This window comes from Maribacter sp. HS, assembly GCF_048059195.1.
GTDB lineage: Bacteria > Bacteroidota > Bacteroidia > Flavobacteriales > Flavobacteriaceae > Maribacter > Maribacter dokdonensis.
Map to the genome: position 1 here is coordinate 613,538 of NZ_JAYLVV010000003.1, position 24,899 is coordinate 638,436.

At 36.5% G+C, this 24,899-nt stretch carries 27 protein-coding genes; 13 read left to right on the forward strand and 14 right to left on the reverse strand.

The genetic code is table 11. The annotated features are described in order from the left end of the window. The first annotated feature begins 119 nt into the window (after nucleotides 1-119). The 4 genes from VBZ51_RS07785 to VBZ51_RS07800 all read left to right on the forward strand — a co-directional run bounded on the left by VBZ51_RS07785 (nucleotide 120) and on the right by VBZ51_RS07800 (nucleotide 2,971). A complete protein-coding gene (locus VBZ51_RS07785) occupies nucleotides 120-545 on the forward strand; it encodes a hypothetical protein (RefSeq protein WP_416576563.1) in 426 nt (141 codons plus the stop codon). A 57-nt stretch (nucleotides 546-602) separates the two neighbouring features. Continuing rightward, on the forward strand, nucleotides 603-1,052 hold the full coding sequence (locus VBZ51_RS07790; protein ID WP_058104699.1) for a 6-pyruvoyl trahydropterin synthase family protein: 450 nt from the start codon (nucleotides 603-605) through the stop codon (nucleotides 1,050-1,052). 83 nt (nucleotides 1,053-1,135) lie between these two features. Then, a complete protein-coding gene (locus VBZ51_RS07795; protein ID WP_416576564.1) occupies nucleotides 1,136-2,122 on the forward strand; it encodes an endonuclease/exonuclease/phosphatase family protein in 987 nt (328 codons plus the stop codon). A gap of 84 nt (nucleotides 2,123-2,206) precedes the next feature. Next, a complete protein-coding gene (locus tag VBZ51_RS07800) occupies nucleotides 2,207-2,971 on the forward strand; it encodes a UDP-2,3-diacylglucosamine diphosphatase (RefSeq protein ID WP_416576565.1) in 765 nt (254 codons plus the stop codon). A 486-nt stretch (nucleotides 2,972-3,457) separates the two neighbouring features. Here the strand turns inward: VBZ51_RS07800 and VBZ51_RS07805 are convergent, their stop codons facing one another. The 6 genes from VBZ51_RS07805 to VBZ51_RS07830 form a co-directional block, all read right to left on the reverse strand. Further along, complete coding sequence (locus tag VBZ51_RS07805; RefSeq protein WP_071340680.1) at nucleotides 3,458-4,720, reverse strand: MFS transporter; 1,263 nt, start codon at nucleotides 4,718-4,720, stop codon at nucleotides 3,458-3,460. A gap of 102 nt (nucleotides 4,721-4,822) precedes the next feature. Beyond that, the gene (locus VBZ51_RS07810) at nucleotides 4,823-5,185 is read right to left on the reverse strand and encodes a hypothetical protein (protein ID WP_058104695.1); all 363 of its coding nucleotides are present in this window, start codon (nucleotides 5,183-5,185) and stop codon (nucleotides 4,823-4,825) included. 60 nt (nucleotides 5,186-5,245) lie between these two features. Continuing rightward, complete coding sequence (locus VBZ51_RS07815; protein ID WP_416576566.1) at nucleotides 5,246-5,632, reverse strand: VOC family protein; 387 nt, start codon at nucleotides 5,630-5,632, stop codon at nucleotides 5,246-5,248. Continuing rightward, a complete protein-coding gene (gene recJ / locus VBZ51_RS07820; protein ID WP_416576567.1) occupies nucleotides 5,629-7,317 on the reverse strand; it encodes a single-stranded-DNA-specific exonuclease RecJ in 1,689 nt (562 codons plus the stop codon). Before recJ ends, VBZ51_RS07815 begins: the two co-directional genes overlap by 4 nt. 56 nt (nucleotides 7,318-7,373) lie before the next feature. Then, nucleotides 7,374-7,730, reverse strand: coding sequence for a four helix bundle protein (locus tag VBZ51_RS07825; RefSeq protein ID WP_058104692.1), 357 nt, complete (start codon nucleotides 7,728-7,730; stop codon nucleotides 7,374-7,376). A gap of 51 nt (nucleotides 7,731-7,781) precedes the next feature. Beyond that, a complete protein-coding gene (locus VBZ51_RS07830) occupies nucleotides 7,782-8,210 on the reverse strand; it encodes an OsmC family protein (protein WP_071340684.1) in 429 nt (142 codons plus the stop codon). 122 nt (nucleotides 8,211-8,332) lie between these two features. Here VBZ51_RS07830 and VBZ51_RS07835 point away from each other — a divergent pair, with 122 nt between their 5' ends. After that, complete coding sequence (locus VBZ51_RS07835) at nucleotides 8,333-8,935, forward strand: carboxymuconolactone decarboxylase family protein (RefSeq protein WP_058104690.1); 603 nt, start codon at nucleotides 8,333-8,335, stop codon at nucleotides 8,933-8,935. 900 nt (nucleotides 8,936-9,835) lie between these two features. On the opposite strand, the gene VBZ51_RS07840 is transcribed toward VBZ51_RS07835, so the two are convergent. The 6 genes from VBZ51_RS07840 to VBZ51_RS07865 form a co-directional block, all read right to left on the reverse strand. After that, nucleotides 9,836-10,408 (reverse strand): uracil-DNA glycosylase family protein, encoded by a 573-nt coding sequence (locus tag VBZ51_RS07840; RefSeq protein WP_416576568.1) that lies wholly within the window; start codon nucleotides 10,406-10,408, stop codon nucleotides 9,836-9,838. A gap of 29 nt (nucleotides 10,409-10,437) precedes the next feature. Further along, nucleotides 10,438-10,782 (reverse strand): HopJ type III effector protein, encoded by a 345-nt coding sequence (locus VBZ51_RS07845; RefSeq protein WP_058104686.1) that lies wholly within the window; start codon nucleotides 10,780-10,782, stop codon nucleotides 10,438-10,440. 33 nt (nucleotides 10,783-10,815) lie between these two features. Then, the gene (locus VBZ51_RS07850) at nucleotides 10,816-11,787 is read right to left on the reverse strand and encodes a transporter (RefSeq protein WP_416576569.1); all 972 of its coding nucleotides are present in this window, start codon (nucleotides 11,785-11,787) and stop codon (nucleotides 10,816-10,818) included. Nucleotides 11,788-11,790: 3 nt separating this feature from the next. Further along, complete coding sequence (locus VBZ51_RS07855; protein ID WP_416576570.1) at nucleotides 11,791-12,828, reverse strand: cytochrome-c peroxidase; 1,038 nt, start codon at nucleotides 12,826-12,828, stop codon at nucleotides 11,791-11,793. Between the two features lie 51 nt (nucleotides 12,829-12,879). Next, nucleotides 12,880-13,683, reverse strand: a complete 804-nt coding sequence (locus VBZ51_RS07860; RefSeq protein ID WP_074670643.1) for an MbnP family protein — start codon at nucleotides 13,681-13,683, stop codon at nucleotides 12,880-12,882. A 207-nt stretch (nucleotides 13,684-13,890) separates the two neighbouring features. Further along, the gene (locus VBZ51_RS07865) at nucleotides 13,891-14,262 is read right to left on the reverse strand and encodes a hypothetical protein (RefSeq protein ID WP_074670646.1); all 372 of its coding nucleotides are present in this window, start codon (nucleotides 14,260-14,262) and stop codon (nucleotides 13,891-13,893) included. Between the two features lie 223 nt (nucleotides 14,263-14,485). Between VBZ51_RS07865 and VBZ51_RS07870 the strand changes: the two genes are divergently transcribed. Beyond that, a complete protein-coding gene (locus tag VBZ51_RS07870; protein ID WP_416576571.1) occupies nucleotides 14,486-15,976 on the forward strand; it encodes a hypothetical protein in 1,491 nt (496 codons plus the stop codon). Nucleotides 15,977-15,992: 16 nt separating this feature from the next. Here the strand turns inward: VBZ51_RS07870 and rsmI are convergent, their stop codons facing one another. Together rsmI and VBZ51_RS07880 are read right to left on the reverse strand one after the other, a co-directional pair. Then, a complete protein-coding gene (gene rsmI / locus VBZ51_RS07875) occupies nucleotides 15,993-16,664 on the reverse strand; it encodes a 16S rRNA (cytidine(1402)-2'-O)-methyltransferase (RefSeq protein WP_099190686.1) in 672 nt (223 codons plus the stop codon). Between the two features lie 156 nt (nucleotides 16,665-16,820). After that, complete coding sequence (locus VBZ51_RS07880) at nucleotides 16,821-17,513, reverse strand: hypothetical protein (RefSeq protein WP_058104679.1); 693 nt, start codon at nucleotides 17,511-17,513, stop codon at nucleotides 16,821-16,823. Between the two features lie 104 nt (nucleotides 17,514-17,617). Here VBZ51_RS07880 and VBZ51_RS07885 point away from each other — a divergent pair, with 104 nt between their 5' ends. The 7 genes from VBZ51_RS07885 to arfB all read left to right on the forward strand — a co-directional run bounded on the left by VBZ51_RS07885 (nucleotide 17,618) and on the right by arfB (nucleotide 24,895). Beyond that, nucleotides 17,618-18,262, forward strand: coding sequence for a thymidine kinase (locus tag VBZ51_RS07885; RefSeq protein ID WP_058104678.1), 645 nt, complete (start codon nucleotides 17,618-17,620; stop codon nucleotides 18,260-18,262). Continuing rightward, on the forward strand, nucleotides 18,255-19,361 hold the full coding sequence (alr, locus tag VBZ51_RS07890) for an alanine racemase (protein WP_416576572.1): 1,107 nt from the start codon (nucleotides 18,255-18,257) through the stop codon (nucleotides 19,359-19,361). Before VBZ51_RS07885 ends, alr begins: the two co-directional genes overlap by 8 nt. 84 nt (nucleotides 19,362-19,445) lie before the next feature. Then, a complete protein-coding gene (gene mscL / locus VBZ51_RS07895; protein WP_058104676.1) occupies nucleotides 19,446-19,853 on the forward strand; it encodes a large conductance mechanosensitive channel protein MscL in 408 nt (135 codons plus the stop codon). 236 nt (nucleotides 19,854-20,089) lie between these two features. Continuing rightward, nucleotides 20,090-21,079, forward strand: a complete 990-nt coding sequence (locus tag VBZ51_RS07900) for an aspartate-semialdehyde dehydrogenase (protein WP_071340695.1) — start codon at nucleotides 20,090-20,092, stop codon at nucleotides 21,077-21,079. 85 nt (nucleotides 21,080-21,164) lie between these two features. After that, nucleotides 21,165-23,321, forward strand: a complete 2,157-nt coding sequence (locus tag VBZ51_RS07905; RefSeq protein ID WP_416576573.1) for a prolyl oligopeptidase family serine peptidase — start codon at nucleotides 21,165-21,167, stop codon at nucleotides 23,319-23,321. Between the two features lie 85 nt (nucleotides 23,322-23,406). Further along, nucleotides 23,407-24,399, forward strand: coding sequence for an ABC transporter ATP-binding protein (locus tag VBZ51_RS07910; RefSeq protein WP_058104673.1), 993 nt, complete (start codon nucleotides 23,407-23,409; stop codon nucleotides 24,397-24,399). Between the two features lie 94 nt (nucleotides 24,400-24,493). After that, entirely contained in the window at nucleotides 24,494-24,895 is a 402-nt protein-coding gene (gene arfB, locus VBZ51_RS07915; protein WP_286814510.1) for an alternative ribosome rescue aminoacyl-tRNA hydrolase ArfB, read from the forward strand. The last annotated feature ends 4 nt before the right edge of the window (nucleotides 24,896-24,899 follow it).

The window sequence follows — 24,899 nt, forward strand, 5'->3', positions numbered from 1 at the left end:
TTTTGTTTTGGTCATTTATTTTGTAAATAAAGTCCGCGCAAAAAGAAAATACAAAAGGTAATGCTGTATCACCACGCAACTAATCGGTATTTATTCATCTTTTAATAAAATCCGTTTTTATGTTCGCAAAAATTACATTGATACTTCTATCCTTCTTTTTATTGACGTGTAGTGATAAAAATGAACCTGATACTGAGGTAGTAGATTGTTCCTCAACGGTATGTACCTTAAATTTTGTAACTATTACCGTGAGCATTAAAGATACATCTGATAATGCCGTAGTTTTAGATAGTTTAGAAGTAATAGACACTGCAACCGGTGAAAATTTGGCAAAAGATATAAGTGCCGAAGAATACCACAATGATCAAGGCATATACCCACTGATAAGTGATGCACACCGCATTCAATATCAAAATAAGGCTACTACCCTAACTTTTAAGGGTTATATTAATGATGAGTTAGTGGTAAACCAAGAATTTGAAGTAGGGGCAGATTGTTGCCATGTTAGCTTAATCACAGGAAACAGAGAGATTGTATTAGATTAATTTCTTCTGTATAAATACGTTTATACTTTCCCTACCTTTGCCATATAATTATTGGTTATGAGCAAAATTCGCATTACAAAACAATTTAACTTTGAGACCGGTCATGCACTGTATGGTTATGATGGTAAATGTAGAAACGTACATGGCCATAGCTATAAATTATCCGTAACCGTAATTGGAAGCCCTATTACCGATACCAACCATGTTAAGCTGGGTATGGTGATAGATTTTGGAGACCTTAAAAAAATAGTGAAAGAAGACATTGTTGATATTTTTGATCATGCTACCGTGTTCAATAAAAATACACCACACGTAGAACTGGCCAAAGAATTGACCGATAGGGGACACAATGTTATTTTAGCGGATTACCAACCTACTAGTGAAAATATGGTGATAGATTTTGCAGCCAAAATAAAATCGAGGTTGCCCGAAAATATTTCTTTGTTTTCCCTAAAACTTCAGGAAACGGATACCTCTTTTGCCGAGTGGTACGCAAGTGATAATTAAGTTCATCTAAACTTTACACTTCAAATGCCGTTCATCATTATAAATTGCTTTATTTTGAGGGTAATTCCTTAATATATAGCAACATGACCAAACATCATATCTATTGGTGGAATCTTGAAAATTTGTTCGACATTGAAAATTCGCCTAGAAGAAGCGAATTTTTAAACAACCATTTAGGGAACGAACTTAAAGGTTGGGATGCTACCATTCTCAACCAAAAAATTGCCAATCTCACCGCTATCATTTCCAAATTCAATAATGGTGAAGGTCCGGATATTCTTGGCGTTTGTGAGGTAGAAAACGAACATGTAATTGAATTGCTGATATCTGCCATGAGCACGGCATTACAAAAAAATTACGGTTTTGTTATTTCTGAAGGGGATGATAAACGAGGTATAGATACTGCACTTATTTATGACAAGACCAAATATGGACCAGAACAGTTGACCTTTAGCCTTCGTATCATTAAAAGAAATACTACACGCGATCTATTTCAGGTACATATAAATACTGCCAACGGCAATAAGCTTATTTGTATTCTTAATCACTGGCCATCAAGATCAGGAGGTGAGCTAACAAGCGAGCCTTTTAGAATAATGGTCGCGGAAAACCTATCATATTGGATTGAACGCATTTACGAGGAACAGGGCAGCGATGCCAATATTCTATTAATGGGCGATTTCAATGACAACCCTTACAATAAAAGTATAACCAATTATTTAATGGCCATTAACAACAAGGCATTGGTTAAAAGCAATAGGGTGCGGTTAAAGTACTTCTATAACTTAATGCATCGGTTTTTAGATGCACAGATCGGTACTTTTGTATTTGACAACACCTATAATATGCTAGACCAGTTTATGATCTCTAAAAGTATTTTATCAGAAAAATCAGGTTTGCCGTTTAAATTGAGTACCGTAGAAATTATTGCATACCCTGAACTAACTTCCGGTGCTTACCAAAAACCTGTGAAATTTGGTAGACCAAACGCTTCAACCTTCAACGTAAATGGTTTTAGCGATCATCTCCCCATTAAAATTGTATTGAACGAAAAAGACCCAACTGTTTAAACCAAGTTCACAAACACCTGTATGTACTTATTTTGACCAACGTATTCCCTAGGTACGCAAAACAGTTATTATATTTACATTCTGATGACGAACATTGAACTTCCAGCAGGGAAAAAAGTATACTTTGCCAGTGACAACCACCTAGGTGCACCTACTATGAAAGAAAGTAGAGTGAGAGAACTTAAGTTTGTACGTTGGTTAGATACCATTAAGAAAGATGCAGGAGTCATTTTTTTGATGGGCGATCTGTTCGACTTCTGGTTTGAATACAAGACCGTAATACCAAAAGGATTTACCAGAACCTTGGGGAAGCTAGCTGAACTGTCTGATGCAGGTATTCAAATTCATTATTTTGTTGGCAACCACGATCTTTGGATGAATGGTTACTTTGAGGAAGAACTGAATATACCTGTTTATCATAAACCACAACAATATACCATTAACGGAACATCATTCTTTATTGGTCATGGTGATGGTCTTGGACCGGATGATAAGGGGTTTAAAAGAATGAAAAAGGTGTTTACCAACCCCGTAGCAAAATGGTTCTTTAAGTGGTTACACCCCGATCTTGGCGTTCGTTTGGCAAAACATCTATCTGTTAGTAATAAATTGATCAGCGGTGATGACGATGCTAAATTTTTAGGAAACGATAAAGAATGGCTTGTACTATATGCCAAACGAAAATTAGAAAGCCAGCATTTTGATCATTTTATATTTGGACACAGACATCTGCCATTGGAAATTGAATTAAAGAAAGATTCAATGTACACCAACTTAGGAGATTGGATAAAATATTACACCTATGCCGAGTTTGACGGTTCAAAACTTTCGTTGAAAGAATTCAGCTGAATTCCATCAAAATCATCGATGAAATGCAATATTTAATTTGTAATCCTTTTCTTACAACAAGAATTGAGCAGTTCACAACAATAGTTTTATAAAACTTAGCTTTCAACATACCTTTACAGTGTTAGTTAGTTTAAGTGTTGTATCCCAAATCTTCACATTACCTACAAGTTTCCCCACTTGAAGATTTAAACCCTTAAGTGTTACTTAAAAGAATAGCCCCTATGTTTAGGGGCTTTTTTTTTGTAACTTAATACTTGCAAGTCCCACATATCAAAATTGTGCAACTACTTGCATCAACTTCCCATAAAAATTGGCAAAAAATAGAATTTGGTTTTATCTTTACGCACAAGTTTAGATAAAGTGTTTATTCCCAATACTATAACTGACCTACGAGAATGCTACCACTTTACGACGAAAGTCTTAAGTACTACTTACAATATAAAAAAGCCCTTTCATTAGGGCTTTTTTTAAAGACACTATAGATCATTAATTTTCATGGTCTTCTACATCTTTCTGTAGATCTAATTTTCTAAACTTGGGCGAAACAATTGCGGTAAGACCTACCGTAAGTAGCGTCATGCTACCCCCAAAAACCACCGCTGTTACCGTACCCATTAGCTTTGCCGTAACACCGCTTTCAAAAGCACCTAGCTCGTTAGATGATCCTACGAACATAGAATTTACCGATGCTACGCGGCCTCTCATATTATCGGGCGTTTTTAATTGTAAAATTGTCTGTCTAATAATCATGGACACTCCATCTACCGCACCACTTAAAAATAAAGCAATAACGGATAGCCAAAAATAGGTGGACAAACCAAATACGATCATACATACACCAAAACCAAATACTGCAAGCAACAATTTTTTACCTGCATTCTTATGCAATGGAAATCTCGTTGATCCTAACATGGTTATTGCGGCGCCCACTGCCGGTGCTGCCCTAAGTACCCCAAAACCTTCTGATCCAACATGCAGTATATCTTGTGCAAATATGGGCAGTAACGCTACGGCACCTCCAAATAATACGGCAATCATATCCAAGGTAAGGGCACCCAATACCGCTCTGGTCTTAAATACAAATGTTAAGCCTTCCTTTAAACTTTGAAAAACGGGTTCTCCAATCTTAGGATTAAGAATTGGTTTCTTTGAAATATTGAAAAGTGCCGTTAACGCCAACAAAGAAAATCCGAAAATTACGCACATTGACCAATGTACTCCTATAATACTAATGGAAAAACCTGCCAATGCCGGACCTAATACTGATGCCATTTGCCAAGTAGTACTGCTCCAAGTAGCTGCATTAGGGTATATTTTTTTTGGAACGATCAATGCAATCAATGAAAATATAGTGGGCCCTAAAAATGCTCGTACCAACCCACCACAGAAAACCAGGGCATAAATACCATATAAAATGGTTTTGGTTTCATAGGTTTCTAAGACCGAAGGCAGACTTAACATAAACAGTCCAAAACTAATGACCGAGAAACCAAATATACATTTCATTAGTAGGTTTCGTTTTTCTTTCTGATCAACTATATGACCCGCAAAAAGCGCCATGCCCACTGCCGGTATTACCTCCATTAAACCAATGATGCCTAATGACAATGGGTCTTTGGTAATGGTGTATACTTGCCATTCTATAACTATAAATTGCATGGACCAAGCAAAGACCATAGCAAAACGAACTAGTAGAAAAATATTGAACTCCTTAAATCGTAAGGCAGCATAGGGATCGTTCACGCTCATATAGCTTTTGGTAAATTGACCTCAAAGATATTTATTAATAAAATGGTCAAATATGATTTAGGCAACAAATATGGTAATTAATGATGCGTGAATTTTTGCATCTTATTCAATACCTAATTCACCAAAGAAAGAATCCAATTCTAACCTAAACATTGTGCCGTTGATCAGATCTCTAATCTCAATAGCTTCTTGATAGCTTACGGCAAAAGTTATTTGATGTGCAGGAGAATTTAAAAGTAATGATCGGCAAGATTCCTTTGATTTACAGTCGCCGCATAAATTACCCTTTCCATTTTCAATGGTATGTGCAATGCATTTAGAAAAATAGCGTAATTCACTAGTGGTCAATAGTAACCCAATATCCCTGAAAATCACCTGAACTTTGTTCGATTCACGGGGTTTATCACGTTTCCATTGAAAGGCAATACCAAAATCGTTCTGATAAATGGGGTTTATATCGTTCATAAGATGTAAATATTTATATAAAAATAACAATCTTATTTAGAACAATTATAAATAATAATGTTAAATGGTGATTTCTATCTGATTTCCTTCAGGATCCAAGATGACACTTTCGTAATACCCATCACCGGTAGTTCTTGGTTCTCCTGCAATAGTAAACCCATCTTTTCTAAGTTCTTCGGTCAAGGTATTTACCCTCTTTTTTGAGCCAACCGATATGGCAAGATGAGCGTAACCAGTGTAGGTAACGTTCATGTTACTAGTTGGGTCAATTTCTGGTTTATGCATAATCTCTAACCGGGCACCATCATCAAAGCTCAAGAAATAAGAAGTGAAGTTTTTACTAGGATTATGGTATCTCTCCCCTGAAACAGCATTAAAATATTTTTCGTAGAATTTGCGCATCGCCTCTACATCAGATACCCAAATGGCGATATGTTCAATTCTCATTTGATATCCTTTAATTTCAGTTGTAAACTAACATTGCCCTGCCATTCATTTTCGTCAATAGAAAAAACGGCGTTAAAAGGTTTTCTTCCTGTTACCAACGATAGCTTATCTCCCATATTAAAACCAATGCCATCAATTTTATGACTATCCTGCTGAACCACGGACAATTTCAAATGTGCTTCTTCTTTACCCACTCCTTTGGCATAACCAGTATCTTGCAGATTTTCTGCCATAAAAACTGGTGACATATTCCCTGGACCAAAGGGTGCAAATTGCTTTAATATGCGCATTAGCTTAGGATTAATATCCTTTAGCTCAATAACCGCATCAATGGTAATTTCAGGAATCAGCATTTGTGGGTCAATAGTTTCTTTGACCACTTTCTCGAACTGATGCTTAAAATTGTTATACTGCTCTTCTAATAAAGTTAAGCCCGCAGCGTATTTATGACCGCCAAACTGTTCTATATAGTCTGAGCATCCTTCCAAAGCATTATACACATCAAAGCCTCTAACGGATCTTGCAGAAGCGGCCAATTTATCGCCGCTCTTGGTAAAAACCAAAGTAGGTCTATAGTAGGTTTCGGTTAATCTTGATGCTACTATACCAATAACGCCCTTATGCCAAGTATCTTTATATACCACAGAGGTAAAGCCTTCTTGCTCTTCATTTTCTTGAATCTGTCCTAAGGCCTCTATCGTAATTTCTTGATCCAGCCCTCTTCTATCCGTATTGAACTTTTCAATTTCAGAAGCAAATTGAATGGCTTGGTCCATATTGGTTTCCGTTAAAAGATTTACGGCATGTTGCCCATGCTTCATTCTACCGGCAGCATTTATTCTGGGAGCTATTATGAACACTACATCTGTAATGGTCAATTCTTTTTTATTGATTTGATCAATTATGGCTTTAAACCCTATTCTGGGTTGTTGATTGATAACCTGTAAGCCATAATAAGCCAATATCCGATTCTCCCCAGTTATCGGTACAATATCCGCTCCAATTGCAGTTGCCAATAAATCAAGGTAATAGATGACATCATCTATAGTTTCACCTCTACGTGAGCCCAATGCCTGAATCAGCTTAAAACCAACACCACAGCCACATAATTCATCATACGGATATGAACAATCTTCTCTTTTAGGGTCTAAAACAGCTACAGCACTTGGTAATATTGTACCAGGTCTATGGTGGTCACAAATAATAAAATCTATTCCTTTTTCTTTAGCGTAGGCTACTTTATCAATTGCCTTTACCCCGCAATCCAGAGCAACGATCAAAGTGAAATCATTATCCTCGGCAAAATCGATTCCTTTAAAAGACACTCCATACCCTTCATCATAACGATCAGGAATATAGGTTGCTACATTAGGATAATAACTTAACAGATAAGATGACATTAATGCAACGGCCGTGGTACCATCTACATCATAATCGCCATACACTAGAATGTTCTCTCCGTTGGCAATAGCTTCTTCAATTCTTTCCACGGCAATATCCATATCCTTCATAAGAAAAGGATCGTGCAAATCACTCAACTGCGGGCGAAAGAAATGCTTTGCCTCCTCAAAGGTCGAGATACCCCTTTGCAATAATAATTGCGCCACCAAACTATCAACATTAAGCGCATTGGCTAAAGTGTCAATATCTTCTTGTTTCGGTTTTGGTTTAATTGTCCAGCGCATTCTTTAAAGTTCAAATTCAAAAATCAAGTTCAAGTTCAAGTTTGAAAAACATCAACTCAATTCTGCTTTTTGTTTTTAATTATTGTTGCTATAATTCTTATTAATTGCTCTAATTCACCTAATAATTCAGTTCTTATTACTTGCTTACCATAATCAACTTTAGATAAGATTTTAAGATTGACTCTAGATTCCTTTAATTCTTTTAAAGAAATTGAAGCTTTATTTATATAATCTCTATCCGAGTTTGTCCCCTGTGCCTCTCCAAAATTAAGAGCAGAACTGCCTGTAGATCGTAATAGTTGATTACCATAATACTGACCAGTCATATCAGATGGTAAGTCTTTGCAAAATAGTACAATGTTAGCTGCAAAATCAACTAACCTATCTTCAAGGTCAAACTTTTTATCTGGCATAATGTTTTATTTGAACTTGAACTTGATTTTTGAATTTGTATTTGAGTTTTTTTACTTCTTATGAAAAACAGTCTTAATCTCCAATTCAGCAAATTGTCTAAACATCTCCATTACTCCGCAATACTTTTCAATGGATAGGTCTACTGCTCTTTGCAGTTTTTTCTCCGCTAAATCTGCACCGTGAAAATGATACTCAATCACTACCTTATCGTAGTACTTGGGGTGTTCATCTGTAAGATTTGCAATGGTTTCAATATGAAACTCATCTACCTCTAACTTCATTTTTTTGAACATGGCCGCAACGTCTAGTCCTGAACAACCGGCCAATGAAGAAAGCATAAGTGCTTTTGGTCTTAACCCACTACTGTCACCACCATCTTCTTTGGCAATATCAATTTTTAATGAATGCCCAGATGGATTGTTACTTTCAAAGGACATGTTACCCAACCATTTCGTGCTAATATGATTTGTTGTACTCATAATTTTTTGTTTCTTGTAGATTACAAAAATACAACAATAAAGGCTGTTTTAATATCCAATGTGGTGTACTCAATGGCCAATAATCAATTAACACAACTTAAATAAATACTTAAACAAAACGTATGGCATTAGTTACACCTCTTGACCCAAATCATGATCCAGAAACCAAAGAATTGGCTGCATTTTTCAATGAAACTTTAGGATTTTGCCCTAATTCCGTATTAACCATGCAGCATAGGCCTGCAATTTCAAAAGCGTTTATAAATTTGAACAAAGCCGTTATGGCAAATGAAGGTAGAGTAACCTCTGCCCTAAAAAGAATGATTGCGTGGGTGAGTAGCAACGCTACGGGTTGTAGATATTGCCAAGCTCATGCTATACGAGCTGCAGAACGTTATGGTGCGGAACAAGAACAGTTGGATAATATTTGGGAATACAGAACACACCCTGCCTTTTCAGATGCAGAACGTGCCGCTTTAGATTTCTCCTTACAGGCCTCACAGGTACCTAACGGTGTTGATGCCGAAATAAAAGAACGTTTATACCAACACTGGAACGAAGGGGAAATTGTTGAAATGCTAGGCGTAATCTCCCTCTTTGGATATCTTAACCGTTGGAACGATTCTATGGGGACATCTATTGAAACGGGAGCTGTTGAAAGTGCCGACCAATACCTAGGTAAACATGGCTGGGAAAAAGGAAAACATGATGGATCGGTTTATTAGCAATTAGCAATTAGCAATTAGCAATTAGCAATTAGCAATTAGCAATTAGCAATTAGCAATTAGCAATTAGCAATTAGCAATTAGCAATTAGCAATTAGCAATTAGCAATTAGCAAAAGTTAAAAATTTTGAATTACAGGAGCTAGTTGCCTGCAGAAAAAACTTCATTGAATAATAAAAAGTATCGAGAACCCTTCGACAGAGCTCAGGACATCGCCTTTTGGAACACGAAAGCTTCTCGATACTAATTTTCTCGTGCCTCTAAGATTCACTCGAAGTGACATTGTAGCCTTCAATACTATGCTCTAATATGTCTCAAGATTAAAACCATAAATTTCCAGCAATTTTTTCCATAATTTATTATTTATGTTTGTTATCTAATTTATAACAAATAGCTTATAATCAAGTGCATAGCCTCTATTTTTAGCCATTATTTGGCTATTTACGTTTTATGTTTAGATGAATTGGTTTTATTACCGATTCTTTACGTTACACGGAAAAATATAGATAAAAGAATTAGAAATGGAAGAATTTTTATTGCAAAATTTTAAAAACATCATTGCTTCTCTTTTAATTGTAATTAGCTTAATTATTCTTTTAAAAGGAGACGCAAAAATCTCAAATAATCTTCAGAATTGTTTATACGGATTAATAATAGCCTGTACAACATACTTATTTAAATGAAAATCTTAAATAAAATAGAAGGAAAATACATTTATAAATCAGTTCGTTTGATACTATTATTAGCAGTAATACCAATCATCATAGTTTTAACCATGTTATTAATTTTTTTTCCCGACAGGATATTTGAAATACTAAGAATTATTTATTCATGACCCATTTTGCAGTACTGGAAGTCTTTTAGTTAAAAACAAACTCCTACGATTATCGCAATTATATTCTATTCCAAAACAGAAGCAACCAATTTCTGCAATTCTCCAACCACCTTTTCTTCGAACCAAGGATTTTTACTTCGCCAAAAACGATTTACTGGTGATGGATGTGGTAAAAGGAAATACTTTGGCAAAAACTCTTCGTAGTGCAACACATTCTCTGTCAAGTTCTTTTTTGCTTCTTGACCCAAATACTGGTCTTGCGCATACTTGCCAATAAGTAGAATGAGTTTTACATTCTTGAACTCTTCCCACACTTTTGGGTGCCACAACGGGGCGCATTCTTTCCTTGGGGGCAAGTCACCAGATTTACCCTTACCCGGATAACAAAACCCCATGGGAATAATTCCAAATTTATCGGGATCATAAAAATCGTCATCGGTTACCCCTAACCATTCTCTAAGTTTTCTTCCGCTGGGGTCGTCCCATGGTTTATTCTCCACATGGGCTTTTCTACCAGGTGCCTGCCCTATCACTATTATTTTAGAATTCTCAGAACCAGCAACAATAGGTCTAGGTTCTAATGGCAAATGTGCCTCACAAACCTTACAATTTCTTATTTCAACCAATAATTCTTGCATGGGTTTGTGATAAAGATTCTTTACTTATTCTATAATAATTTCAATGCTTCGCCCTCAAAATGCAAACCTTCAAAACCGGTCTCTATAAAATTTCTAATATTCTGATGAGAGTCTCCTTTTAAATCCAATAATACCTCATCAAAATAATAAGAACCAAAACAAACCAAGGTCTCTTCTTTTGTGAGCCCCTCTTTGATTGCAAACGAAAATAATTTGCACGAACCAGAGTTTTGGCCAGCTTCATTTTTTACTTCTCCATTGGTAAATGCCGTAGGCGTAAAACTATATTTAGAATCTATTACCTGCATAGTGTCTGAAAAAGATATTTCTTTTGGTGCTGCAGTTAGTTTTTTCTTAAACTCTACTAATGTCATGGGCAGTTATTTAGGTTTTTAAAAGGTTATCTATCATATATTGATATTCAAATATAATGAAACCCTGTTTTTTACCTCAACTTTACCTTCATTCAAATTTTGCGAAATGGGCAGCATACTAGAAAACCCAAGTGCATACCTGTTATAATTTAACTCTACGGCCAATCGCCCAAAATAGACATTGCCACCGGTATCTGGTACGGCCAAACTAAACTCAAAATTCTCTTCAAAAAATTCGCCTCCAACACCTATTTGCGGAGTAAGGGATACAGATGGGGATACATAGTAGGTCTTATATGTATTTAATGCCACATTCCATTGATTTCCAAATTGATACTTTTTACTGTTCTCCGTTTTAATGGTATAATTAACTAACGTGGACAAGCCCCAATTTCTATGGCTAATACCATAATTGGCAGCCAAAATATAATCCCAGCTTCCGGTACCTAATTGAAAACTTGGGTTAACACTGCCCTCAATATTTGCGGCATCAAAACTACCCGTAGGCAATTTTAGACCTCCACCAATTTGCAAGGCATGTTCCGGTTTTATAGAAATAATACTATCTGGTGTTTGCCGTAGTACATTGTAATATGCCAAAACAGTAGCATCACCTATGCCCGTTATGGTCTGCTCAGTATTATCTGTAAAGGTTCTGTTATGAAAATGATACGGCAACAGGGCATTGATCAATACCCTTTTCCCAACCGGGAATTTTCCCCAGGCCTGTACCGTATTGAAGTTTTCGTTGATCCAAGGGGAATTATCAAAAATACCATCTCTTGAACGATACTTCTGACCTATATATCTCAACCCTACGAAATTATTGTTCAGCCCTGTTCCAAAACCCATGCTACCACCGTTACCCCCGCAGCCACAGGTGTCGCAGAAATATTCAAATTCGGTATTTTTCCAAATACAATCAGATCCTACTTCTGGCAAATCATTTGCTTTGGCACTTAATAGTCCGCCAAGCAACAACATATATATTATAATCTTGTTCATTTTTTAATATTCTGAAAATCGTTCGTCATTTATAAAAGTCTCATCTGTCAGTAGTTCAAAGAAGACCAATAGTCCTTCTTTTTCCCTATCACTTAATGCTATTCCAAGTCCGTCATCAGTTCTTAAAGAATCATCCAATGTTTCTGAATCTACCACGCCATTGGTATAAAAATTTAGTACGGATTCTAGGCTACCGAACCTACCATCGTGCATGTAAGGTGCTGTTAGCGCGATATTTCGTAAACTGGGCACTTTAAACTTATAATTATCATGAACACTACCGCTAACCTCAGCCCTACCAACATCGTTCAATTGAGGATTGGGTGGCAAGCCATTGTTTCTAAAACTACCATCGGTAAATAAATCAGTGGCATGGCAAGTAGTACACTTTTGTTGAAAAACCGATAAACCATATGCTTCAACTTCGGTTAATTCGCCGCCCTCTTCATTTCGTACAAACTTGTCATACTTAGAATTTGAGGAAATGATCATGACCATAAACTGGGATAAGGCCTTTAAAAAATTCTCGGCGTTTACACCACCTTCTTCAAAAGCATTTTCAAACTGTTGCTGATATTCACTGTCCGCTATGAGTTTATTGATGACTCCTGTCATGGTCTCCCCCATTTCTACCTCATTGGTTATAGGTATGATTGGAAAAAGGTCTAAATGCGATGTAGCACCATCCCAAGCAAATTCATTAAAAAATGCCATGTTAGCAATGGTAGGCGTATTTCTTGTGCCTTCCAAATCATCTACACCATGACTAAATTGATGACCGTGGTGGGTGAAGGCAAAATTTTGCTCATGGCAGAACCCACAAGAGATAAACCCGTTGGAAGAGAGTTTACCATCATAGAACAATTTTTTGCCCAACTCAAAACCTAATTGTGTTGGCGGGTTGGCTTCTATATCATACACCAAGTCAGGAAAATTCTCAGGAACTTCTACCGTCAACAAGGTATTCTCCAATGGTAGATATTCCTCATTATTACAGGACACCAAACACACTAACAGCAATACCCAAAATAGATATTTCATCTGTTTTAATTTTAAAACAGGGTCGCTAAAACTAAGCGACCCCATATGTGATTAATGTGAGTGTTCTGATCCGTTATGTACGTGATCTACCGTAAACATACTTGCCGTATTTAAGGCCACCAATGGCGACTTTTCTTCGCTTACCATAATTACCGACTGTTCAGAAAGTGATAATTTATGCGCTCCGTCTAAAATAGCATTGGCATCTGCCACTAGGTGAACAATGGGAGACATTTCATCACTTACCAAAGCGTCTGTACCCAGGCTTAGGGTAACTTCCTTATAATTATCCAAGCTTGAACCATGACTACCCATATGCACCTTAAAATCTGTTGTTTCGGTCACGGTTTCCGAAGTAAACGTTCCTTCGAAATTTAAAAACTTATAGCCTGCCTGCCATGACCACATCATATTGGTCTCTTCGGCTACGGTTAAAAAATCGCCCTGACCTTCAGCACCTTGAAGGTACTTTTCTTGATCTACACCCACACCAAATGTGATAGACACATAGGTTCCCGCAGGTATGTTTTCTAACACTACCTCTGTATTACCGGTTTCTTCACTGGTAACAAAGTAGCTGTCATCTTTTTCATAAGTAAAGGTTTCACCTTGATCATTGGTTAAACGAAAATTACTGACAATATAATTGAGCCTTGTAATTGTCAATGTTTCATTTTGGGAATTGGTATAGCTAGATGTTGCCAGTAAAAGATCATCTGATCCCACACTGTTATCAAACTCAAGCGTTACACTGTTCTCGCCAGTTAACTCCGTAGCAGTATCATCATCGCTGCTACAACTAACAAATACGGTTAATACTAAGGTTATTGCTAAAATTTTATATATAGATTTCATCTGTTGATATATTATTATGAATGCAGAAGCCATGTAAAACTGGCTTGTTACATTCATGTCATTGTAATGGTTTCACCTTATGCACAGGCATAAGATATTTTTAAATAAAATAATTGATCAGTTACCCCCGACTTCAGGATTTGAGCCGTGGTAATAACACATAGCTGGGCATCACTTTAAATAAGCTTGCCTAATCTACAATGCTATTTAGGAGATGAAATTTGGTGGACGAAAAACAGTAGATATAAACTGTTGTTCGTTCAAGTTAGGATGCATTGAAACCAAAGCTGTTTTGATCAATACACTTTCAAAATCAACATCAAGAATATTTACAAAGCCAATAGGATATTCGCGAAGATCGGCAGAAGGTATATCTTGATGATCTTTTTCTTGTTGCTCTTTGATCATTTGTGCCAAGTAACATTTACCATCACAATTAAGCATGGGTTTGTCTTTATTGATACACAGTACTTCAGCAATATAATCTTGATTTATCACATATTCTAGCACAGGCAATACCGGCTTTACCATTGCAGTGAGGTAAAGAAGAATAAAGGTATATGTGAGAATTTTTTTCATGCTAAACTGGAGTAAAGGTAATTCTCATTTTGAAAATTTCTTAATTATTTCTCCAAATTAACACTTAGGGCTATTGATTTTAAATGATTTGGGTAAACAGCGTTTTATGAGTATCAGAAAGTCAGAAAAGAAACGTTATATTTCAATATACAAACCCTTTTGCATTTATAATATGAGCAATAGACTCCTAAGGTTATCTTCGATTAAATTCACATTTTCATTCTTGTTTATCTTTATTATAGCCTGCTCTTCAAATGAGGACATCGTTATTGATAATGATGATGATCAAATAACCGAGGAGGTCGAAGAACCGGAAGAAGAAATTGTAGAACCTTTACCAGAAGGACCATCAGAGCAAGAAATATTGCAATCAAAGAATGATTTACTTCAGCTTTTAATTGAGAATACATTAAACAATGGAGTAAAAAAGACTTGGCACATTTCAAGCGCTTCATTAGTTAATGCTACGGGGACATTAGATATTACCGCTAATAGCAGCATTTTGGATGATGAATTTATTTTTAAATCTTCTAATTCTTCCGATGAAGTATCAGGTATTTTAACCTGGAAAAAGAGAAAAGGTATAAACCATATTGCTGATGCAAATTCATCAATCGCGAATGATAATTATTCGTCGCCTGTGGAGCTTGACTTTATTATTAATGATAATATAGAAATAGTACATCCAGATTTCACACTGATTAAGGACACTGAAAATACAATTTCCGGTGAAATTATAGTTGATGAAGCCACTAATTCCAAATTAATGGTTTCATTGGTCCAAAAAACTAGTGACGATTATAAAATAGCGCCTACTAACATTAACTTTAAATCATTTGCAAATTTCAACAATATTACCAGCTATGGTAAAACTACTGGATTTGTAGGGAGCAATAACACCAACAGTTTATATCTATCTTATCGTGATGATAGCAGTTCCCCAAGAGTTAGAAGGGTCTACAAATATGATATTAATTCGCAGGTTCTGGATTCTACCGAAATAACGTATACTGGTTCCGAATTTACTTCAAGCAGATTACATTTAATTGATGATCAATTAGTGGTTGTGGGTTCAGGACGAGTATCAACAATGAAAAACACATTGGATTCTGAAATTAGTACCTACCCATATGCTTCTAATTTATCAAGAGCTGGTTCTGCATTCGTTAATTCTCAAGTGTATTTACTTGGAGGAGATTTAACTGTTCTAGACAATCCAAAAGTTCCTTTCAAAATTCGAAGTTTAAACAACAGCACTTATGATTTACAAGATGTTTTTACCATAGAGGAATCAAGGACTATTGCGGAAGGAGAAATAGTTGATTCTGATTTATATGTTTTTGGCGGATTAGTTGAGAACTCAAATCCATATGAATTAATTAAAACCGGTTTTAAATACAACTTGGATAATGGCTCTTTAGATTATTTTGATTTACCTAAAGGAATATTTGAAACTACAGCTTGCAGATATGAGAATCTAATCTTTGTTTCTGGTAAATTACCTTTTGTGGAGAATGAGCCAAACTTCTTTTTTGGTGTCTTAAATGTAGAAACAAATTCTTTTATAGAAACCTCTATCAATTTTGAAAGTATAGATCCGAGTTTGGTGGATATTGAAGGCTTAACTATTGTTAACGATACTTTATATATTGCTGTAGAAAATATTTCAAACTCTAAAATTGTTGTAGAATATGTAGATTTAAATTCACTTTAATTTAAGTGTAAAACTATTATTTATTCCCCCCAACAATAATAACGATCTCACCTTTTGGCGGTTTTTCCGTAAAATGTTTTAAAACTTCTTCGGCAGTTCCACGAACGGTTTCTTCGTACAACTTAGTTAATTCCCTTGATACGGAAACCGGTCTTTCTGCACCGAAATATTCAACAAAATTTCCTAATGTCTTTAAAAGTTTATGTGGAGATTCATAAAAGATAATGGTGCGTGGTTCTTCTGCCAATAACTTTAAACGTGTTTGCCTTCCTTTCTTTACCGGAAGAAATCCTTCAAAAACAAATTTGTCATTTGGCAAACCACTGTTGACTAATGCAGGTACAAAAGCCGTGGCTCCCGGTAAGCATTCTACCTCAATACCTGCTTCTACACAGGCACGGGTCAATAAAAATCCAGGATCTGAAATTGCCGGCGTGCCAGCATCGGAAATCAATGCAATATGCTCACCACCTTTTAGTTTTCCCACTAAAAAATCGACCATTTTATGCTCATTATGCATATGGTGACTCTTCATTGGTGTACCAATTTCAAAATGATGCAAGAGCTTTCCACTGGTACGGGTATCTTCCGCCAGAATCAAATCTACCTCTTTAAGAACCCGTATGGCCCTTAAGGTCATGTCTTCTAAGTTTCCTATAGGTGTTGGCACTAAATACAGCTTTCCCATTTGTTTTAAAGTGAACAACCTCAAGGCACGACCTCGAAGCATTGTATTGAAAATTTAATTTAGATTTAGATGCAAGCGTAGATTTGATTCAACTCTTGATTATCGTATAAAAAACCCAACACAAGTGCTGGGTCTACGATATTTAGTTTATAACTCTTAAGAAAATCTACGAGAAACCAATTCTATGAATCGTTCTTCAAACGCTTCTTTTCCTACCCAATTATTGTAATCAGGTTTCACCATATTCTTTATAAACGCAATTGACCTTTCTTCAGTATCAATAGTATTCAATTGCGACAACACACGGTTATAATCTTCCATACTGTCATTGAACAAATGCTTTACAAAAGCCAAGCGATCATTTAAATCTACCTTTACATTACTTTTTGCCAAGCGATCGTTAAGCGACTTTGGTAATGCTTCGGCCTGCTTTAGATCTGCTTTTGTGGGGGTGAACAATTCTTTATCGTTCTTCATCAAATCGGGCTTCGACATAAATTCTGTCAAAACATCTTCTAATTCATCTGTGCTGGGCATTTCAGAAACAAAACCTTTAATGGTATCCATACCTGGGTATTGAATAATATCCTCTTCATGTGGATTACTTTCCGGTACCGATTTATTAGAATCCAAAACGGCATTTGCCATTTCCTCAAATTTTGCCGCTATCGCATTTTTAGAAACATCTACTTCCATGTCATTGAGCTCTACCTCAATGAATTTTAATACTGCTAATTTTTCATACAAGTTCTTAGAAATCTCATACAAACTTGTAACATCATCTAAGTTCTCCGCAGTCAAAATTTCTGTAGATAACTTTCTCAATTCCAGTTTCAACTTGTTTTTCATAGTACAATTTTTAAGGTCAAGACCTAAATAGCAGGATTTTTAAATACCTTTATCATCTTTAAAGAATAAACGAAAATCCACTTATTTTCGTCTAAAATTACAAAATGTTTCTTGAAAACACAGTTAATCATAAAGAACAATTCGGCTGGATAGAAGTCATTGCCGGGTCTATGTTTTCTGGAAAGACAGAAGAACTGATCCGTAGACTTAAACGTGCCCAATTTGCCAAATTAAAGGTTGAAATCTTTAAGCCAATGGTTGATACCCGTTATGATGATGAAATGGTGGTATCGCACGATGCAAATGAAATTAGGTCTACTCCGGTACCCGCGGCAGCCAACATTCGTATTTTGGCAGACACTTGTGATGTTATAGGCATTGATGAAGCTCAATTCTTTGATGATGAAATAGTTACCGTTTGCAACGACCTTGCCAATAAAGGGGTAAGGGTTATTGTTGCAGGTCTGGATATGGATTTTAAAGGAAAACCTTTTGGACCTATGCCTGCGCTTATGGCCACTGCAGAATATGTTACCAAAGTACACGCCATATGTACACGTACCGGTAATTTAGCCAACTACAGTTTTAGAAAATCGAGCAACGATAAATTGGTGATGCTAGGTGAGGTTAATGAATATGAACCCTTAAGCCGTGGCGCCTATTATAAAGCCATGCTTAAAGAGAAAGTGAAAACGATCGATGTAAATTCCGAAGAGGTAAATACGATCAAAAAAAGCGAAAATGGCTAAGGCAGAAGAGACCGTTTTAGAGATCGACCTAAAAGCACTTGGTCATAATTACAATGTACTACGATCAAAAATAAAACCCGAAACCAAATTTATGGCGGTCGTAAAGGCATATGCCTATGGTAGCGATTCGGTCACTATTGCCAAACACTTACAAGAGTTGGGTGCCGATTATTTTGCAGTTGCATATGTTAACGAAGGCATTACCCTTAGAGAAGGTGGTATTACCGCACCCATTTTGGTTTTACACCCACAAAAAGTACATTTTACAAGTCTAATTGAACACCGGTTAGAGCCTAGCATATATTCGCAATCTATTTTGAACGATTTTATTGCTACGGCAAATGCTATGAACATCGTAGACTACCCCGTACATTTAAAATTTAATACTGGACTAAACCGATTAGGTTTTTCAGCAGATGAATTGCCCATAATTGCAAGTCTTGTTGAACAACAAAAAGCCATTAAAATTGTGGCGGTATTATCACATTTGGCAGCAACCGAAGATCATGATGAAAGAGCGTTCACCAATTTGCAATTACAACGATTTAAGAACATTTGCCAGCAGGTGGACCAACTTTTTAAGGATAAACCGCTTAAACATGTATTAAATACTTCGGGTATTATAAATTACCCAGAAGCGCAGTACAATATGGTGCGAAGTGGAATTGGCTTATATGGTTACGGAAACGAACCAGAAGTTGACGCTACGTTACAACCCGTCATGACCTTAAAAACCATAATTGCCCAAAAACACATTATTTCTGAAGGTGAGTCAGTGGGTTATAACAGAAAATATACCTCCAATTCCAAAAGAATTACCGCAACTTTACCTATAGGGCACGCAGATGGTATAGGTAGAGAATACGGTCATGGTAAAACTTTTGTAAGCATTAACGGTCAATTGGCTCCAATAATCGGTAATGTTTGCATGGATATGATTATGATAGATGTTACTTCTATTGCATGCGATGAGGGCGATGAGGTCATTATTTTTGGAAAACCCTTACCGGCAAACGAATTTGCCGAAACCGCACAAACCATTTCATATGAACTTTTAACAGGTCTTTCACAGCGAATTAAAAGAATAATCGTTCACTGATTTGTTAACATTTATTTAAGGAATCGCTTTTTTTTGTAAATTGCCTCACTTATTATATTTAACCATTAATAAAAACACTAGAACATGTTAAAAGAATTTAAGGAGTTTATTATGACAGGTAATGTCATAGATTTAGCCGTAGCCGTATTACTTGCAGGCGCTATGGGATTAGTTGTTAGCGGTTTCGTTAGCGATGTAATGATGCCAATTGTTGGTCATTTTAGTGGTGGACTTGATTTCGCCGATATGAAAGTTGTATTGGATGAAGCTGTTGTTGCTGCCGATGGATCAGTGACCAAACCAGAGAATGCTATTCTTTACGGTAAGTGGATCAATGCTATCATCAACTTGGTTATCGTTGGTTTTGTATTATTTATCATTGTTAAAGCTTACAACAAAACTAAAACTCCTCCTGCTCCAGTTGAAGAGGCTCCAAAAGGACCTACTGCTGAAGAATTATTGGTAGAGATTAGAGATGCTTTAAAAAAGTAATTTATAATATACCCTTGGAAAAGGGAACCGTTGCACTGCAACCTATTTTAATTTAAACCGTCAACGTTGTTTCGCTAACAACATTGACGGTTCTTTTTTGTTTACTATCCAAATTCACATCAACAATTAATTGTTACAAATAAAACATTTTGTTATATTTTGATTATTCTTTTCTTTTTTGCTTGTGCAAGTACTTGTAATACGTATTTTTGCCGCTTAATATAATTGTTTCACAAATGAAAGTAGCTGTTATTGGTGCCACAGGCATGGTTGGCGATGTAATGTTGAAAGTTTTGGCAGAACGTAATTTTCCGTTAACGGAATTATTATTGGTTGCCTCTGAGCGTTCCGTAGGTAAGAAAATGACCTTTAAAGGAAATGAATATACGGTTATAGGCTTAGCAGATGCTGTAGCTGCAAGACCCAATATTGCCATATTTTCTGCCGGTGGCGACACTTCTTTAGAATGGGCTCCAAAATTTGCCGAAGTTGGTACTACGGTCGTGGATAATTCCTCAGCATGGAGAATGGACCCTACAAAAAAATTAGTGGTTCCAGAAATCAATGCCCATGAGCTTACCGCTGAAGATAAAATTATAGCCAACCCCAACTGTTCTACCATACAATTGGTCATGGCGTTACACCCTTTACATAAAAAATATAAAATGAAACGTGTGGTCGTTTCAACCTACCAGTCTGTTTCTGGTACCGGGGTAAAAGCAGTTAAACAGCTAGAGAACGAAATTGCCGGTGTTCAGGGCGAAATGGCATACCCTTATCCTATTGGTAGAAATGCCCTGCCCCATTGCGATGTGTTCTTAGAAAATGGTTATACAAAAGAAGAAATGAAACTGGCCCGCGAGCCACAGAAGATTCTTGATGACCGTACATTCTCAGTTAGTGCAACCGCTGTTCGTATTCCTACGGCAGGTGGGCACTCAGAATCTGTAAACGTGGAATTTGAAAATGATTTTGAATTAAACGAGGTGCGCCAATTATTGAACGAAATGCCAGGTGTTACGGTACAAGACAACCCAGATACCAATACCTACCCAATGCCAATTTATGCTCATGACAAAGATGAGGTATTCGTTGGGCGTTTACGTAGAGATGAAACTCAAAGAAACACTTTGAATATGTGGATCGTAGCAGATAATCTTAGAAAAGGTGCCGCAACAAACGCTGTTCAAATTTCTGAATATTTAGTAGAAAAAGGCTTAGTTTAATTTATACCCTTAGAACGTTAAAACCTTCAAAACTTCACAGTTTTGAAGGTTTTTTTATGGTATTTTAGTACAAACTGAACTACACATGAAAAATGTTATACCGGCGCTCTTTGCTGTTGCGCTAATTTCTTCTTGTAAAAACGAATCTAAACCAGAACCCATTATCGTGAATTACCCTGTTACCGCAAAAGTAGATACCGTAGACACTTATTTTGGCACCGAGGTCAAAGATCCATACCGCTGGCTTGAAGATGATAGAAGCCCAGAGACAGAAGCTTGGGTAAAGGATCAAAACAAAACTACATTTGGCTACCTAGAAAAAATTCCATTTAGAGACGACCTTAAAAACCGATTGGAAAAATTATGGAACTATGAGAAATTAGGGTCTCCGTTCAAAAAGGGAGATTACACCTATTTCTATAAGAATGACGGCCTACAAAATCAATATGTTGTATATAGGGCTAAAGGAGATGAAGAACCTGAGGTTTTTTTAGACCCCAACACCTTTTCTGAAGATGGCACCACATCTTTAGCAGGATTAAGTTTTACCAAAGATGGATCTTTGGCTGCCTATCTCATTTCTGAAGGTGGTAGCGATTGGCGAAAAGCTATTATTCTCAATGCCGAAACCAAAGAGGTTGTGGAAGATACCTTAGTTGATATTAAATTCAGCGGACTTTCTTGGAAAGGAAATGATGGTCTTTACTATTCTAGTTATGACCAACCACAAGGTAGCGAACTCTCTGCCAAAACAGATCAACATAAAGTATACTATCATAAACTGGGTACTCCACAAAAAAATGATGAACTAATTTTTGGCGGTACACCTACAGAAAAGCATCGTTATATTGGTGCCAGTGTTACTGAGGACAACAAGTACTTATTGATCAGTGCATCGGTTTCTACTTCTGGAAACAAATTGTTTATAAGAAACCTTGAAGACCCAAATGGCTTGTTGATACCTATGGTTGAAGACACAGAATCTGACAACTATGTAATTGACAATGTTGGTTCAAAACTATACATTGTAACCAATAGAAATGCTCCCAATAAAAAAATAGTAACGGTAGATGCCAGTAACCCCGAAGCTAAAAATTGGGTAGATTTTATTCCAGAAACCGAAAATGTATTGAACCCCAATACAGGTGGTGGCTATTTCTTTGCAGAATACATGGTTGATGCTATCTCAAAGGTTTTTCAGTATGATTATGAAGGCAAACTTATACGTGAAGTAGATTTACCAGGTCTTGGTTCTGTTGGTGGTTTTGGCGGTGAAAAGGAAGATAAGGAATTGTATTTCTCATTTACCAATTACAATACCCCGGGATCAACTTTTAAATATGATGTAGAAAGTGGTATATATGAGCTGTATTGGAAACCGAATATAGATTTCAATCCTGAGAACTACACTTCTGAACAGGTTTTCTATAGTTCTAAAGATGGCACTAAAGTACCAATGATCATTACCTATAAAAAAGGAACCGAACTTAATGGTAAAAATCCGACTATTCTGTACGCCTACGGCGGATTCAATGTTAGTGTAACTCCGTCTTTTAGCATCGGTAATGCCGTTTGGATGGAACAGGGTGGAATTTACGCTGTACCCAATTTACGTGGTGGTGGTGAATATGGTAAAAAATGGCATGATGCGGGAATAAAAACTAAAAAGCAAAATGTTTTTGATGACTTTATCGCAGCTGCAGAATATTTAGTGGACAACAACTATACTTCAAAGGAGTATTTAGCAATTCGTGGCGGCTCTAACGGTGGTTTACTTGTTGGCGCCACAATGACCCAAAGACCAGATTTAATGCAGGTAGCGCTACCTGCAGTGGGCGTAATGGATATGCTTCGTTATCATACATTTACAGCTGGTGCCGGTTGGGCCTATGACTATGGTACCGCAGAAGATAGTGACGAAATGTTCCAGTATTTAAAAGGCTACTCCCCTGTACATAATGTAAAAGCAGGTACTGCATACCCTGCAACCTTGGTAACTACCGGCGATCATGACGATAGGGTAGTGCCTGCACATAGTTTTAAGTTTGCGGCAGAACTACAGGAAAAACAAGCAGGGTCTAACCCAACTTTAATCCGTATAGAAACCAATGCAGGTCATGGAGCAGGTACACCAGTTAGCAAAACCATTGAACAATATGCCGATATTTTTGGGTTCACCCTATTTAATATGGGATACTCAGAGCTACCCAATAAAAGTGTTTTAAAGGAATTTAAAGAGTAAATATTTTTTTAAATCAATAAATTATCGAAAAATCCGTTTCAAATTGGAACGGATTTTTCAATTTTACAGTTCTAAGCACAAAAGCATGTTACGAGTAGAGAACCTATCATTTTCTTATGACAAACTTCCAGTATTAGCGTCTATCGATCTGCGTATTCAACGTGGTGAACATGTGGCTATCATTGGAGAAAGCGGTTGCGGAAAAAGCACCTTGTTAAAGTTAATGTATGGGCTAATGGATCTGGAACAAGGTGAGATTTTTTGGGAAGATGAGCCAATTTTAGGTCCTGCATTCAACTTGGTTCCAGGTATGCCTTTTATGAAATATCTTTCTCAAGATTTTGATTTAATGCCTTTTATTTCTGTGGCAGAAAATATTAGCCAATACCTTTCTGTTTTTTATCCAGATGAATTAAAGGAAAGAACTCAAGAGCTTTTAGAGATGATAGAGCTCACAGCATTTGCAGATAAAAAAGTAAAGACACTTAGTGGCGGTCAACAGCAACGTGTAGCACTGGCAAGGGTTCTGGCTCAAAAACCAGAGGTATTGCTTTTAGATGAACCTTTTAGCCATATTGACAATTTTTTAAAGAACAGTTTACGCCGTAACATCTTTAATTACTTAAAAGAACATAGAATTACGACTATTGTGGCCACGCATGATGTTAACGATGTACTACCGTTTGCAGACAGAGCTGTTGTACTACGTGATAACAAGATCATTGCAAGGGCAAGACCTATGGAGTTATATAAAAACCCTAAAAGCTTATATGTAGCATCGCTCTTTGGCGAAGCCAGTATGATCTCTATAGATGTGCTTAAAACGTATGCCAATACCAAAAGAAAAATAATTGTTTATGCACATGAGTTTAGGGTTTCACCCTCCTCTGGTTTTCATGTTACCGTAGAAAAGGCTTATCCTATGGGAAGTCATTATTTAACCGAAAGCAAGAGTGATGACAATGAAACTATCTATTTCAATGCGGACAAACTATACCCTAAGGGGAAAGAGGTATTTTTAAATGTAGCCATTGAAACCATCAATCAGCGTATACAAGAAGCTGCATCTAATCTATAATGTAATAGCTTTGTTTTCAAATTCGTAGAATAGTATCTATTACGCCACTACATAGAACGCTTTACTTTTTGACTACATTTACAAAAAGCATATTGTGAACCAAGAACAAATTCTTAATGAACTCCAGTTTAAAGCTATTAGAAGTAGTGGTCCCGGTGGTCAGCATGCAAATAAAGTCTCTTCTAAAGTAGAATTGTCGTTTCAGATAGCAGCTTCTGACGGACTCACAGAACGACAGAAAAAAAGGCTTCTTTTAAAATTAGGCAACAAACTCAGCAAAGAGGGCATTTTGATTTTACAGTGCGATGAATCCCGTAGCCAACACAAGAATAAAGACTTGGTCATTAAAAGATTTTTTAAGCTTTTGGAAAAGTCATTGATCGTACCCAAAGCACGAAAGAAAAGTAAGCCCACCCGTTCTTCTATAGAAAAAAGATTGAAAAGCAAGAAAATTGCTTCGCTCAAAAAAGTTAACCGAAGTAAACCAGATTATTAAACAC

What these genes read in the sequence shown, in the direction of transcription:
- VBZ51_RS07785 (WP_416576563.1), top strand. Translation starts at nt 120, where the DNA reads ATGTTCGCAAAAATTACATTGATACTTCTATCCTTCTTTTTATTGACG.
- VBZ51_RS07790 (WP_058104699.1), top strand. Translation starts at nt 603, where the DNA reads ATGAGCAAAATTCGCATTACAAAACAATTTAACTTTGAGACCGGTCAT.
- VBZ51_RS07795 (WP_416576564.1), top strand. Translation starts at nt 1,136, where the DNA reads ATGACCAAACATCATATCTATTGGTGGAATCTTGAAAATTTGTTCGAC.
- VBZ51_RS07800 (WP_416576565.1), top strand. Translation starts at nt 2,207, where the DNA reads ATGACGAACATTGAACTTCCAGCAGGGAAAAAAGTATACTTTGCCAGT.
- VBZ51_RS07805 (WP_071340680.1), bottom strand. Translation starts at nt 4,720, where the DNA reads ATGAGCGTGAACGATCCCTATGCTGCCTTACGATTTAAGGAGTTCAAT.
- VBZ51_RS07810 (WP_058104695.1), bottom strand. Translation starts at nt 5,185, where the DNA reads ATGAACGATATAAACCCCATTTATCAGAACGATTTTGGTATTGCCTTT.
- VBZ51_RS07815 (WP_416576566.1), bottom strand. Translation starts at nt 5,632, where the DNA reads ATGAGAATTGAACATATCGCCATTTGGGTATCTGATGTAGAGGCGATG.
- recJ (WP_416576567.1), bottom strand. Translation starts at nt 7,317, where the DNA reads ATGCGCTGGACAATTAAACCAAAACCGAAACAAGAAGATATTGACACT.
- VBZ51_RS07825 (WP_058104692.1), bottom strand. Translation starts at nt 7,730, where the DNA reads ATGCCAGATAAAAAGTTTGACCTTGAAGATAGGTTAGTTGATTTTGCA.
- VBZ51_RS07830 (WP_071340684.1), bottom strand. Translation starts at nt 8,210, where the DNA reads ATGAGTACAACAAATCATATTAGCACGAAATGGTTGGGTAACATGTCC.
- VBZ51_RS07835 (WP_058104690.1), top strand. Translation starts at nt 8,333, where the DNA reads ATGGCATTAGTTACACCTCTTGACCCAAATCATGATCCAGAAACCAAA.
- VBZ51_RS07840 (WP_416576568.1), bottom strand. Translation starts at nt 10,408, where the DNA reads ATGCAAGAATTATTGGTTGAAATAAGAAATTGTAAGGTTTGTGAGGCA.
- VBZ51_RS07845 (WP_058104686.1), bottom strand. Translation starts at nt 10,782, where the DNA reads ATGACATTAGTAGAGTTTAAGAAAAAACTAACTGCAGCACCAAAAGAA.
- VBZ51_RS07850 (WP_416576569.1), bottom strand. Translation starts at nt 11,787, where the DNA reads ATGAACAAGATTATAATATATATGTTGTTGCTTGGCGGACTATTAAGT.
- VBZ51_RS07855 (WP_416576570.1), bottom strand. Translation starts at nt 12,828, where the DNA reads ATGAAATATCTATTTTGGGTATTGCTGTTAGTGTGTTTGGTGTCCTGT.
- VBZ51_RS07860 (WP_074670643.1), bottom strand. Translation starts at nt 13,683, where the DNA reads ATGAAATCTATATATAAAATTTTAGCAATAACCTTAGTATTAACCGTA.
- VBZ51_RS07865 (WP_074670646.1), bottom strand. Translation starts at nt 14,262, where the DNA reads ATGAAAAAAATTCTCACATATACCTTTATTCTTCTTTACCTCACTGCA.
- rsmI (WP_099190686.1), bottom strand. Translation starts at nt 16,664, where the DNA reads ATGGGAAAGCTGTATTTAGTGCCAACACCTATAGGAAACTTAGAAGAC.
- VBZ51_RS07880 (WP_058104679.1), bottom strand. Translation starts at nt 17,513, where the DNA reads ATGAAAAACAAGTTGAAACTGGAATTGAGAAAGTTATCTACAGAAATT.
- VBZ51_RS07885 (WP_058104678.1), top strand. Translation starts at nt 17,618, where the DNA reads ATGTTTCTTGAAAACACAGTTAATCATAAAGAACAATTCGGCTGGATA.
- alr (WP_416576572.1), top strand. Translation starts at nt 18,255, where the DNA reads ATGGCTAAGGCAGAAGAGACCGTTTTAGAGATCGACCTAAAAGCACTT.
- mscL (WP_058104676.1), top strand. Translation starts at nt 19,446, where the DNA reads ATGTTAAAAGAATTTAAGGAGTTTATTATGACAGGTAATGTCATAGAT.
- VBZ51_RS07900 (WP_071340695.1), top strand. Translation starts at nt 20,090, where the DNA reads ATGAAAGTAGCTGTTATTGGTGCCACAGGCATGGTTGGCGATGTAATG.
- VBZ51_RS07905 (WP_416576573.1), top strand. Translation starts at nt 21,165, where the DNA reads ATGAAAAATGTTATACCGGCGCTCTTTGCTGTTGCGCTAATTTCTTCT.
- VBZ51_RS07910 (WP_058104673.1), top strand. Translation starts at nt 23,407, where the DNA reads ATGTTACGAGTAGAGAACCTATCATTTTCTTATGACAAACTTCCAGTA.